General features: G+C 75.1%; 9 protein-coding genes. 6 read left to right on the forward strand and 3 right to left on the reverse strand.

The features are described 5' to 3' along the window. The first annotated feature begins 221 nt into the window (after positions 1 to 221). Both DT057_RS06485 and DT057_RS06490 read left to right on the forward strand, forming a co-directional pair. Positions 222 to 1001, forward strand: coding sequence for a VOC family protein (locus DT057_RS06485; RefSeq protein ID WP_128561257.1), 780 nt, complete (start codon positions 222 to 224; stop codon positions 999 to 1001). A 288-nt stretch (positions 1002 to 1289) separates the two neighbouring features. Next, positions 1290 to 2729 (forward strand): aldo/keto reductase, encoded by a 1440-nt coding sequence (locus DT057_RS06490; protein ID WP_162501341.1) that lies wholly within the window; start codon positions 1290 to 1292, stop codon positions 2727 to 2729. Positions 2730 to 2742: 13 nt separating this feature from the next. Here DT057_RS06490 and DT057_RS06495 read toward each other — a convergent pair whose 3' ends face one another. Further along, entirely contained in the window at positions 2743 to 5625 is a 2883-nt protein-coding gene (locus DT057_RS06495) for an ATP-binding protein (protein WP_162501342.1), read from the reverse strand. A 293-nt stretch (positions 5626 to 5918) separates the two neighbouring features. Then, positions 5919 to 6863: a GlxA family transcriptional regulator gene (locus DT057_RS06500; RefSeq protein WP_128561259.1), complete on the reverse strand. Its 945-nt coding sequence runs from the start codon at positions 6861 to 6863 to the stop codon at positions 5919 to 5921. Between the two features lie 141 nt (positions 6864 to 7004). On the opposite strand from DT057_RS06500, the gene DT057_RS06505 reads away from it, so the two are divergent. Beyond that, the gene (locus DT057_RS06505) at positions 7005 to 7409 is read left to right on the forward strand and encodes a DUF3817 domain-containing protein (RefSeq protein ID WP_203236205.1); all 405 of its coding nucleotides are present in this window, start codon (positions 7005 to 7007) and stop codon (positions 7407 to 7409) included. Continuing rightward, positions 7406 to 7819 carry a CopD family protein gene (locus DT057_RS06510; RefSeq protein ID WP_128561260.1) on the forward strand — a complete coding sequence of 138 codons (414 nt, stop codon included), beginning with the start codon at positions 7406 to 7408 and terminating at the stop codon, positions 7817 to 7819. The genes DT057_RS06505 and DT057_RS06510 overlap by 4 nt, the downstream gene beginning before the upstream one ends. Positions 7820 to 8001: 182 nt before the next feature. Here DT057_RS06510 and DT057_RS06515 read toward each other — a convergent pair whose 3' ends face one another. After that, the gene (locus tag DT057_RS06515; protein ID WP_128561261.1) at positions 8002 to 8685 is read right to left on the reverse strand and encodes a GntR family transcriptional regulator; all 684 of its coding nucleotides are present in this window, start codon (positions 8683 to 8685) and stop codon (positions 8002 to 8004) included. 141 nt (positions 8686 to 8826) lie between these two features. Here DT057_RS06515 and DT057_RS06520 point away from each other — a divergent pair, with 141 nt between their 5' ends. Then, the gene (locus DT057_RS06520; protein WP_128561262.1) at positions 8827 to 9843 is read left to right on the forward strand and encodes a 4-hydroxythreonine-4-phosphate dehydrogenase PdxA; all 1017 of its coding nucleotides are present in this window, start codon (positions 8827 to 8829) and stop codon (positions 9841 to 9843) included. Positions 9844 to 10374: 531 nt separating this feature from the next. Beyond that, a complete protein-coding gene (locus DT057_RS06525) occupies positions 10375 to 11679 on the forward strand; it encodes an MFS transporter (protein ID WP_128561263.1) in 1305 nt (434 codons plus the stop codon). Positions 11680 to 11769: the final 90 nt, after the last annotated feature.

An 11769-nucleotide genomic window follows, 5' to 3' on the forward strand; every position in this document is an offset into this window, starting at 1 on the left:
CGCGCGCCGCGTGCGCTCCTCGGTGACGAAGCCGCAACGGGCCGCCACGTCCTTCAGGCTCTGCCCCGTATCCTCGAGGGCGCGGCGCGCGGCCCCGGGGCGCAGCCGTGACGCGCCGGTCGCCCCGGGCTGGCGGCGCGGATTCACCTCTTTTAACCGGCGGCCGACCGCGGGACCGACTATGCCTTGGGACCGGCAGCACGTTCCTGTCGGGAGGCACCATGACGACGAGCGGACCCGGCGCGGCGATCGATCCCGACCATCGCGCCCTCCTTCAGGCCGGCGCGCCGGCGGGCGACCGGACGGGGGCGTCGCTCGGCGCGCGCCTCCGGGGCGTGCAGCATTTCGGCGTCACGGTCCAGGACATGGACCGCGCCTTCGCGTTCTACACGGAGGTGCTCGGCGGCACCGAGATCATGCGGGACGGCGACTTCCACGGCGAGCCGGTCCACAACACCCTGATGACCGACCAGGAGATCGTCGCGCGGGAAGGCCGGATCGATCCGCGCACGATCGGCGTGCCCGACCTGCGCGGCGGAACGCAGCGGCTCGACGTCCGCTTCGTCCAGTTCGAGAACGTCGTCATCGAACTGCTTCAGTATCGCGACGCCGGGCAGCCGATGGGGTGCGGCGACAGCTGGGCGGCGCCGCGGGACCACATGAGCCCGGCCTATCCGCGCTCGATGCACATCTGCTTCTACGTCCGCGACGAGGTCGACTTCGACGCCTTCATCGGCGATCTCGAGGCGGAATGCGCCCGGCGCGGCATGACGCAGGTGAGAGCCAACCGCACGATCACGGTCCGGACCGAGGCGGAGCGACGGGCCGCGCCGCGCAGCGCCAACACGATCAAGATCCGGGAGGGCGCCTCCAACGGCTGGTCGATCATCTACTGCAAGGGTCCGGAAGGCGAGCAGCTCGAGTTCGTGCAGGTGCTCGGACCCGTCCGGCAGACCTTCGCGGACGCCCTCGAGCGCCGCCAGGGGCGCGCGCGTCCCTGAGGCCGGCCGCGCGCATCCGCGGCGGCGCGAACAATCCTCGACCCGGCCCTACCCGAGGACAAGGGTCCTCTCAGAGGATCCGGGCCCCGCCGGAGGCGTCGCCGGCCGCGAGGTCGGCGCATGCCTGGCGGCTTGCGGGGGGGGCACAACGCCCGGGCCTGCGTCGAGGCCCGGTCCGCGACGCTCCCCGGCCTCGCGCCCGGCGGCGTCCCGGTGGCCGGTACGGCGGCGCTGCGCGGCCCGACACCCTGACGACATCACCGGTCTCGACGCGACAAGGAGGCGATCGTGCAGATCAGGAAGGCCCTTCCCGCCGGTCCGCTCGGCTTTGGTGCCGCGCCGCTCGGCAACATGTTCCGGAACATCCCGGACGCCGAGGCCCGCGCGACCGTGGACGCGGCCTGGGACGCCGGGACCCGCTACTTCGACACCGCGCCGTTCTACGGGGCCGGCCTGTCCGAGATCCGCCTCGGCGCGGCGCTCGCGGGGCGGCGGCGCGACGACTACCTGCTCAGCACGAAGGTCGGGCGCCTGATCCTCGACGACGTCGAGGACGTGGCGGCGCGCGACCAGGGCGAGAAGGGCGACATCTTCAAGCACGGCCGCCCCAACCGTGTCGTCTACGACTACTCCGCCGACGGCGCGAAACGCTCGATCGACGACAGCCTGAGGCGCATGGGCGTCGACCGGATCGACTTCGTCTGGGTGCACGACCTCGCCCAGGATTTCCACGGCGACGGCTGGCTCGGCCAGTTCGAGACCGCGCGGAAGGGCGCCTTCGTGGCGCTCGACCGGCTTCGCGACGCGGGCGTGATCGGCGGCTGGGGGCTCGGCGTCAACAAGGTCGAGCCGGTGGAGGTGCTGCTCGGGCTCGCCGAGGTCAGGCCGGACGCGACGCTCCTCGCCGGGCGCTACTCGCTTCTGGACCACGAGGCGGCGTTGCAGCGGGTGATGCCGCGGGCGGCCGCGGCGGGCGTCGATATCGTGGTGGGCGGCCCGTACAGCTCGGGCGTGCTGGCCGGAGGCGCGCATTTCGAGTACGGCGCCGTCCCCGAGGCGATCCGGGCCAAGGTCGAGGCGATCAAGGCCCTGTGCGCCGCGCACGCCGTCCCGATCAAGGCCGCGGCGCTCCAGTTCTCCCTCGCCCACCCGGCCGCCGCCGCGATCATTCCGGGCGCCAGCCGGCCGGAGCGCATCGCGGAGGATCACGCGGCGCTGCGCGCGGCCGTTCCGGGGGAGTTCTGGCGCGCCCTGCGCGAGCGGGGGCTCGTCGCACCGGACGCGCCCCTGCCGGGTGAAGGGGCGGGGAGGCGGTTCGCGACCGCGTCGGCGAGCGTCACGCTGCCCGCGCCGGCCGACCGGGTCTGGGCGCTGATCGGCGGCTTCGGCTCCCTGCCGGACTGGCTGCCCTTCATCCGGGAATCCAGCCTCGCCGAGGGCGGGCGGACCCGCCATCTCAGGGACGTCGACGGCCATCCGATCGTCGAGCGGCTGACCTCCTTCGACGAGCGGGGGCGCCGCTACGGCTACCACATCCTCCAGGCGCCCTTCCCGGTCACGGATTACGACGCGACGCTCAGGGTCTCCGACGCCGGCGACGGGCGCGCGCGAGTCGAGTGGTCCGGTCGGTTCATCCCGGCGGGTGTCGGCGACGCGGAGGCCGTCCGGGTCTTCCAGGCGATCTTCGAGGACGGGTTGAAGGCGCTGGCGGCGAGGTTCGCCGGCTGAGGTGCGGGCGGGGTCAGGCCAGGGCGACCGGCCAGGCGGCCTCGTCGCGCTGCACCGCCGCGTCGCCCAGGCACCTGCGCGCGGCCATGAGATCGGGCGTGTCGAACCCTTCGGAGAACCGCCCGTAGATCGCGGCGAGGAGGGCGCGCTCGTCGGGGGCCCTCCTGAGCGCCGCGAGGCTCGTCGCGGCGCGCAGCGCGAAGGCCAGCGCGCCCTGGCGCCCGGCGAGCTCGATCGCCTCCCTGACGCGGGCCTCGGCGTCGGCGGCGCGCGCCTCGGCGGCGAGCAGCCGTCCCTCGATGCGCAGCAGCTCCGGGCGGCACCAGGTCTCGCCGCTCCGGTCCGAGGCGGCGAGCGCCTCCGCGATCGTCGCCCGGGCCTCGACCCGCTGCCCGTGGGCGCCAAGCGCGCTGGCGAGCGACCCCAGATAGGCCGGGCGGCGCATCCGGAAGCCGGTCGCCTCCATCTCGTCGAGCGCCTCCCGGAGGCGTCCCAGCCCCTCCGCGTCGCCGCGCCGGAGGAGCAGGATCGCCCCGAGGCAATCGCCGACCGACCGCCAGATCCGCAACCCGTGCCGGGCACCGTGGTCGGACAGCATGGCGAGCGCCTCCTCGGCCGCCCGCGCGTCGCCGACGTGCAGCGCGACCGGGACGAAAGTGTGCGCGAGCGCGTTCATCATCGCGAAGGGATCGCCGCCGGCCCGCGCCTCCTCCAGGGCCTGCCGGGCCGCCGCGACCGCACCGTCGGCGAAGCCCTGGAGCCAGAGGACGTTCGCCAGGGTGCCTCGCGCCGCGGACCTGCCGTGGCGCTCGGGTCGGCCGGCGGACGCGCGCGGCGTCGAGCGGGACAACAGGCGCTCCGCCGCGCGGCGCGCACCCGCGAGGTCGCCGCGGTAGCGCAGGAGCGTGGCGGTCGGCCTCTCGACGGCCACGCCCGCGACCCGGTTCCCGGTCCGCGCGGCCTCCGCGCGGATGCGCGCCGCCAGGGCGAGGGCCGCCCGGTGGTCGCCGATCCAGGTCCGGTAGTCGCACAAGCCCCATAGCGCGCGCAGCCGCCCCTCCGCATCCCCGACGCGGTCGGCGGCCTCGTGCGCCTCCCGCCACAACGCCGCCACGCGCGCGACCGGCCCCCGGGTCTGCAGCAGGGCCGCCGCCAGGGCCACGCGCAGCGTCACCGCGGTGCGGTCGTCCGGACCGGCCGTGCCCCCGGGCAGCAGCGCGAGGGCCCGCTCGACCGTGTCGACGAGTTCCTGCACGAAGGACAGCCGTTCCCAGACCGGGATCGCCGCGGCCGTCAGCGACAGGGCGAGCGCCCCGTCGCCCCGCTCGGACAAGGCCCAGTCCAGGGCGGAGCGCAGGTCGTCGCCGAGCGACGACCCACCCTGGCCGCCGTCGGACGGCCAGGGTTCGCCCGGCCCGTCGTCGCGCCGCCGGCAGAGCTCCCGGCACCGCTCGGCGTGGCGCCTGTGGGCGGCGTCCCACTCGCCGCTCCCGGAGAGCCGGCGCAGGGCGTAGGCCCGGGTCGTGTCGAGGAAGCGGTAGGCGCGGTCCGGGCCGGCAGCGCCGGTCGCCAGCAGCGACTTGGCGACGAGGGCGGCGACAACCCCGACGACGTCGGGACCCGCGCCACCGCCGAGGTCGCCGACCGCCCGCGCGGACGCCAGGGTGAAGGGCCCGGGGAAGACCGACAGCCGCCTGAACACGGCCCGCTCGTCCGCGCAGAGGAGGTCGTGGCTCCAGTCCAGCGTGGCCGAGAGGCTGCGCTGGCGCGCCGGCCCGGCGCGCCGCCCCCCGTCGAGGAGCGCGACCCGCTCGCTCAGGAGCGCGAGGAGGTCGCCGGGCGAGAACGCGTCCAGGCGCGTCGCCGCGAGTTCGAGGGCGAGCGGCAGCCCGTCGAGGCGGCGGCAGATCGCGGCGACCGCCGGCGCGTCCGCGTCCCGGAGGGCGAAGCGTCCGGGGCCCTGCGCGGCGCGCTCCACGAAGAGGCCGACCGCCGCGAAGGCCAGCGCCTGCCCGGCCGTGAGGGCGCCTGCGGGCGGCACGGGGAGCGGGTCGAGGGGATGCACGCACTCGCCGGCGACGCGGAGCGGCTCGCGGCTCGTCGCGAGCACGCGCGTGTCCGGGGCCGCTCCGGTGACGAGGTCGACGAGCCGCGCCGCCTCGTCGAGGCTGTTCTCGCAGCAGTCGAAGACGAGGAGCATCTGCCGGCCCGCGATCGCCGCGACGAGGGCCGCGTCGGGATCGTCCGAGGGGACGACCAGCCCGAGCCGGTGGGCGAGGGCGCTCGCGATGTAGCGCGCGCTGTCGAGCGCGCCGAGATCCAGAAGCCAGGCGCCGTCCGGGAACGCTGACGCGGCGGCATGGGCGACCGCGACGGCGAGCGACGTCTTGCCGATCCCGCCGGGACCCGTGACCGTGACGAGCGGGTGCGAGCGGAGACGCTCCGCGACGGCGGCCGCGTCCTCGTCCCGTCCGACGAGGCGCGGCGCCGGCGGCAGGGCGTGCCGCCGGCCGGCTTGCTCGCGGGGCCGGGCCGTCTGGACCGGCGCCACGAAGCGGTAGCCGTGACCGTTGACCGTGACGATGTAGCGGTCTCTCGCGTCCGCCCCCGCCAGCGCCCGCCGGATGGCCGCGACGTTGACCTTGAGGTTCGACCGGTCGACGTGCGTGCGGGGCCAGGCACGGCCGATCAGGTCGTCCTGGCTGACGACCTCGCCCGCCTGCTCGACGAGCGCCGTCAGGATCTCCAGCGCCCGACCCCCGAGCCGGACCGGCGCGTCGCCCCTGAGCAGGAGCTGTTCTGCGGGACTGAGGCGGAAGGGGCCGAACGTGTAGATGATGACCTGCTCCGTCCCGGGTTCGTGGGCGGTTGCCCGGGTCGGCGTCGCCGCGGACACCCAACCGCGCCTCGAGACCGGCTGCGCGGCGGCGGCGTCGCCCGGTCCGCCCGCCGGACCCGCGCGGGACCCGGTCGTCCGCACCCGCTGCAATGGATCTCCCGGAGGCGAGGCCTGTCAAGATCGGCGCAAGGTCGAGACTCCGCGCGCCTCCTGCTCCTGCCGCGCGCTGCTGCCGCTTGTCCTCGGCGCGCGGTCGAACGGCGTCCCCCGGTCTTGCGTTCGACTGGACGCCCGCTCACCGGGACTCACGGGCACCCCCGGCGCGGCCCCGGGGGTCTCCGCCAGGGCGTTCAGCGCCCGGCGCTGAAGCGGGCCCGGTAAGCCGCCGGGCCGATCCCGATGAGCCTGCGGAAGCTCGCCCGGAACGTGACCGGCGACGTGAAGCCGCTCGCCAGCGCGACCGCGTCGACCGACGCGCCCCCGCCCTCCAGCAGTTCCTGTCCGCGCCTGATCCGGGCCGACAGGAACCACTGCTTGGGGGTGGTTCCGGTCTGCTCCTGGAAGCGCCGCGCGAAGGTGCGCTCGCTCATGCCCGCGCGCCGCGCCATCGCGGCGACGCCGAGTGGCCGGTCGACGTTCGCGAGCAGCCATTCGAGCACGGGGGCGAGGCTGGCGGTGGTGCGTGGCGGCTCGTGCCGGATGAACTGGGCCTGGCCGCCGTCGCGGTCGAGGGGGGCGACCGCGATCCTGGCGGCGTGCGCGGCCGCCGCCTGACCGAGGTCGCGCCGCACGAGGTGCAGGCACATGTCCAGGCCCGCGGCGGCGCCTGCCGACGTGATGATGCGCCCTTCGTCGACGAACAGCGTGTTCGGGTCCACCGCGACGGCCGGGTAGCGCGCGGCGAGGTCGCCCGCGGCGAGCCAGTGGGTGGTGGCGCGGCGTCCGTCCAGCAGACCCGTCGCGGCGAGCACGAAGGCCCCCGAGCAGATCGAGGCGACCCGCGCGCCGGCCGCCCAGGCGCGCGCGATGCAGTCCAGGACGACCGGCGCGACCGGCCGCAACGGATCCTCGATGCCTGGGATGACGAGCGTGTCGGCCGAGGAGAGCGCGTCCAGTCCGTAGGGCGGGCGCACGCCGAACGGGCGCGCGCGGATCTCGGGCGCCTCGCCGCAGACGCGGACGTCGTAGAACGGCGTGCCGTTGCGGGCCTCGGCGCGGCCGAACACCTCGCAGGGTATCGAGAGGTCGAAGGGCACCACCCCGTCCAGCGCGAGCACCCCGACGATGTGAGCCATGCCGTCCCCGCCTCCCGGTTGCGGCACCGTCATACAGGCTCCGTCGATTGGCAGGAAGCGATCGGTGGATGTCGTTTCCGCCACTCGCCCCGGGCCGGCTCACCCGGTAGACCGCCGGGGCAGGGCACGCGGAGGGGGCATGTGAGCACGGTTCGGCAAGGACGCGCGTGGCGTCATGACCTCGGCCGGGGCGAGCCGGTCGGCACGGCGGGGGAGGGCGCGGGCACCGACCCGCGGCAGCTCCGCCTGCTCGGGATCGCGGCGGCCGCAGAGGCGACGACGCTGCTCCTCCTCGTCGGGGTCGCGGTCCCGCTCAAGCACCTGGGCGACTGGCCCCTGGCGGTGCGCGTCCTCGGCCCGCTCCACGGCCTCGCCTTCGTCGCCTATCTCTGGCTGGTCCTCCAGTCCGTCGGCGCGGGCCTGTGGACGCGGGGCGAGGCGGCCCGGCTGCTCCTGGCGGCCGTCGTTCCCTTCGCGGGCTTCCTCGCGGCCCGCGCCGTCGCGCGGCGCGCCGCGCGGGCGGTCGAAGACCGGCCCGGGGCATGACGGCGGTGGACGCCTACCCGTGGCTGAAGGCGCTGCACGTGGCCTGCGCGCTCCTGTTCGTCGGCGGGGTCGTCGCCAACGGCCTGCTGCTTGCCGCCGGACGGGCGGCGCCCGACCGCGTCGCCCCGCTCGCGGCCGCCCTGCTGCGCTGGGACCGGCGGGTCACGATGCCCGCCCTTCTCGGCGTGTGGGCCCTCGGCCTCGGGCTCGCCGTCACGGGGGGCTGGTTCGCCGCGGGATGGCTTCAGGCGAAGCTGGTCCTCGCCGTCCTGCTGTCGGCCATCCACGGCCTGCAATCGGGCCGGATCCGGCGCCTGGGCAGAGGGGATGGCGCCGCGCCGCCGCGGGTCTCGGCCCTGATCGTGCCGGCCCTGGTGGCCATCGCGGTTCTCGCCGTGATCAAACCGTAGGTCGGTGCCCGCGCGCGCGCTTTCTGCCGCGCATGATCGCGGCTGAACAAGGGGCACGAGCGCCCACGGCCCGCCCGCCGCGGCACCGGGGGCCGCTCAGGGTCAGGGCGCCGCAGGTCGCTCGGCGCCGCGCCGCCTCCGGACCCGCCGCCCGCGGCGCCGGCCGCCTGCCGGATCACCCGTCAGATCACCCCCTGCACCCGCTCCCAGGTCCGCTCCAGGTGCCGGGCGATGATGGCGGCGAGGCGGTCGGCGTCGCGCGCTTCCAGGGCGGCGATCATCTCCTCGTGCTCGGCCACGGCGCCCGCCCACTTCTCCGGCCCCTCGTTGCCGATGAAGCGGATCCGGCGCAGGCGGGACTGGATGCCCTCGTGCGAGGCGGCCAGGAATGCGTTGCCCGAGAGCGCCGCGATGGCGGCGTGGATCGCCTGGTTGCGCTTGTAGTACTCGAGCCGGTTACGGTCGGCGTAGAAGCCCATCATCTCGTCGTGCAGGGTCCGGACCGCCGCGATCTCGGCATCGGAGGCGCGCCGGCAGAGCAGGCGCCCGGCCGTGGTCTCCAGGGCCACCAGCACGTCGAGCATGTCGCGCACGTCGTGGGCGGTGAGGCGGCGCACCACCGCGCCCCGGCCCGGCACGAGGTCGATCAGCCCCTCGCTCGCCAGGAACTTCAAGGCCTCGCGCAGGGGCGTGCGGGAGACGCCGAGGGCCTGGCCGAGCTGGCCCTCGTGGATGCGGCCGCCCGGGGCGAGCTGTCCCTCGATGATCATGTCCCGAATGCGCCCGACGAGCTCGTCGTGGAGCGTGCGCCGGTTCAGCGGCGTCACCCGGTCCAGGGCCGACACGCCCCCGTCGATCCCCTGCATCGTCCCGCCTCGCGTGAAGTCCGCCATCCTAGCACGGCGTCGCGGGCACCCACCACGCCTTCATCCTGTATGCAGCATACTTGCATACAGGGTGCGTCGATGGTACCGGTACGGCACGCCACAGCCACGAAGAGCGCCGTCATGCCAGCCGACCCGTCCGCCGCGACCAAGCCCGTCATCGCCCTCGCCATCGGCGACCCCGCCGGGATCGGGCCGGAGCTGGCCGCCCGGATGGTGGCGGACCAGGAGGTCGCGGCGGCCGCCTCGCTGATCGTGGTCGGCGACGCCCGGGTGCTGGCCCGCGGCGCCGCGGAGGCGGGCCTCGACCTCGACGTCGAGCGGCGCGAGCCCGGCGCGGATCCGACCCCGGCCGGCCGCCCGGTCCTCCTCGACCTCGGCCACCTCGACCCGGACACGGTCGCACGCGGCGTCGCCGGCGCGGCGGGCGGCCGCTTCTCCCTCGACAACTTCCGCACCTGCCTGGAATTGGCCGCCTCCGGGCGCGCGGGCGCCGTCTGCTTCACGCCCTTCAACAAGGCCGCCATGCGGATGGCTCACCCGCCCTACGACGACGAGATCGGCTACACCGCCGAGGTGCTCGGCCTCGACGGGCCGGCGAGCGAGTTCAACATTCTCGAGGGGCTCTGGAACGCCCGCGTGACCTCGCACGTGCCGCTCTCGCGGGTGGCGGAGCTCATCACCCGCGAGGCCGTGCTGCGCGGCATCCGCCTGACGAACGCCTCGCTCGTGGAATCCGGCATCGCGCGCCCGCGGATCGCGGTGGCGGGCCTCAACCCGCACGCCGGCGACGGCGGCAATTTCGGGCGCGAGGAGATCGAGGTGATCGGGCCGGCGGTCGAGGCGGCGCGCGACGAGGGTCTCGACGCAGCCGGGCCCTACCCGCCCGACACGGTGTTCGTGCGCGCCCTCAAGGGCGCCTTCGACGCGGTCGTGACGATGTACCACGACCAGGGCCAGATCGCCATGAAGCTCGTCGGCTTCGACCGCGGCGTGACCCTGCTCGGCGGCTTCCCGTTCCCGATCTGCACCCCCGCCCACGGCTCGGCCTACGACATCGCCGGCCAGGGGATCGCCAACCCGGGCGCGAGCCGCGCCGCCCTCCTGATCGCCGCCCGCATGGCTGCCGCCGCGCACTGACTTCGCCGTCGCGCGGGGCGACGAGCGGGCCGGCAGAGCCCGCACCCGTCGCGCGCAGCCTGGAGGAAACCCGATGTCCGGCTCTCGCCGGGGTGCGCCGAGCGTCGTGCGCGCCCTGCTCCGCACGACGTCCGTCCCGCCCCGCACCGACCGGGCGAATGCCTCGGCGGCCCGCCTCGCGGCGGGCGCCACCGGGCCCGGCCCCGCCGCCTCCCGCCTGCGCCGCATCGTGGCGGCCGCGCCGGCGCGGCGGCATCCTCCTGCTCCGCCCGGCAGCCGACCGTTTTCCTCCACGAGCCCGGGCGCCACGCCCGGATCCGACCGTTGCGCCGGCGGGCCGCGCGGCCATCCCGCGCGGGACGCCGGTCCGAAGGTGCGCTGACGCTCCGTCCGACCGACGTCCGGGACCCTCCGAGCCACCGTTCCGGCTCCGGGACGAGTGATCGCGGGCGGTCCGACCGTCGCTCCGCAGGCACCGATTATCCGCGCACGGCGAGAAGCCGGCATCCGCAGCACCGCAGGAGGAAGCCCATGTCCGCCACAGCCGCCGTCGCCGCGCTCCCCGCGCAGACGGTCCGCGACGCCGCGTACCGGAAGGCGACGGCCCGCATCGTCCCGATCCTGATCCTGGCCTTCCTGGCGGCCTACCTCGACCGGGTCAACGTCGGCTTCGCGAAGCTGCAGATGGCCGCCGACCTGAAGTTCAGCGACGCCGTCTACGGCGCCGGCGCCGGGATCTTCTTCCTCGGCTACTTCCTGTTCGAGCTGCCGAGCAATCTCATCCTGCACCGCGTCGGCGCGCGCACCTGGCTTGCCCGGATCATGATCACCTGGGGGGTGATCTCGGCCCTGACGATGCTGGTCCAGACGCCGTGGCAGTTCTACGCTGTCCGCTTCGCCCTCGGCCTCGCCGAGGCCGGCTTCATGCCGGGCGTGATCTACTACCTCGGCGCCTGGTTCCCGGCCGACCGGCGCGGGCGCGTGGTCGGCCTGTTCTTCATCGGGCTCGGCGTCGCGGGCTTCGTCGGCGGGCCGGTCTCGGGCGCGATCCTCGGCACCCTGTCGGGTGCCCTCGGCTACGCGGGCTGGCAGTGGCTGTTCGTCCTGGAGGCGCTGCCCAGCATCGTCGTCGGCGTCGCGCTCTACCTCGTGCTGCAGGACCGGGTCGAGGATGCGGCCTGGCTCACCGCCGACGAGAAGGCGCTGATCCGCGCCGACGTGGAGCGGGAGCGCGCGGGTAAGCCGGCACTGTCCCTGCGGGACGCGCTCACCAACCGCTACCTGATCCTGATGACCGGGATCTTCTTCGTCTGCAACCTGTGCCTCTACGGCCTGAACTTCTGGCTGCCGACCCTCATCGTCAACATGGGGGTGAAGGACCCGGTCACGGTCGGCCTGATGTCGGCCCTGCCGAGCCTGTGCGCGATCGGCTCGATGGTCCTGGTCAGCCGCAGCTCGGACCGGACGCGTGAGCGCCGCTGGCACCTCGCCGCCCTCTACCTGACGGGCGCCGCCGGGCTCGTCCTGTCGGTGGTCTGGCAGCACGATCCCGTGCTCGGCCTCCTCGCCCTCTGCGTCGCCACCGCGGGCATCATGGCGATCCCGCCGCTGTTCTGGAACCTGCCGACCGCCATGCTGAGCGGCGTCGCGGCGGCGGGCGGGCTCGCGGTGCTCAACTCCTTCGCCAACCTCTCGGGCTTCTTCGGGCCCGCCATCATCGGCTGGACCTCCCAGGCCACCGGCAAGACGGAGTTCTCGATCCTGTTCCTGGCCGCCGCCCTGATCCTGGCCGCGGGCCTGATCTTCCTCATCCCGGCCAAGCTCGTGAACCGCTGAGGCGGTCAGCCGCGGCGCGCCCGGACCGGGCACGCGACACGCCCAACCCCGAGGCGGGGCCGCAGAAGTCCCGCCCACCCGACCCGACAG

It is taken from the genome of Methylobacterium crusticola, assembly GCF_003574465.1.
Lineage (GTDB): Bacteria > Pseudomonadota > Alphaproteobacteria > Rhizobiales > Beijerinckiaceae > Methylobacterium > Methylobacterium crusticola.

What these genes read in the sequence shown, in the direction of transcription:
- DT057_RS06485 (WP_128561257.1), top strand. Translation starts at nt 222, where the DNA reads ATGACGACGAGCGGACCCGGCGCGGCGATCGATCCCGACCATCGCGCC.
- DT057_RS06500 (WP_128561259.1), bottom strand. Translation starts at nt 6,863, where the DNA reads ATGGCTCACATCGTCGGGGTGCTCGCGCTGGACGGGGTGGTGCCCTTC.
- DT057_RS06510 (WP_128561260.1), top strand. Translation starts at nt 7,406, where the DNA reads ATGACGGCGGTGGACGCCTACCCGTGGCTGAAGGCGCTGCACGTGGCC.
- DT057_RS06515 (WP_128561261.1), bottom strand. Translation starts at nt 8,685, where the DNA reads ATGCAGGGGATCGACGGGGGCGTGTCGGCCCTGGACCGGGTGACGCCG.
- DT057_RS06520 (WP_128561262.1), top strand. Translation starts at nt 8,827, where the DNA reads ATGCCAGCCGACCCGTCCGCCGCGACCAAGCCCGTCATCGCCCTCGCC.
- DT057_RS06525 (WP_128561263.1), top strand. Translation starts at nt 10,375, where the DNA reads ATGTCCGCCACAGCCGCCGTCGCCGCGCTCCCCGCGCAGACGGTCCGC.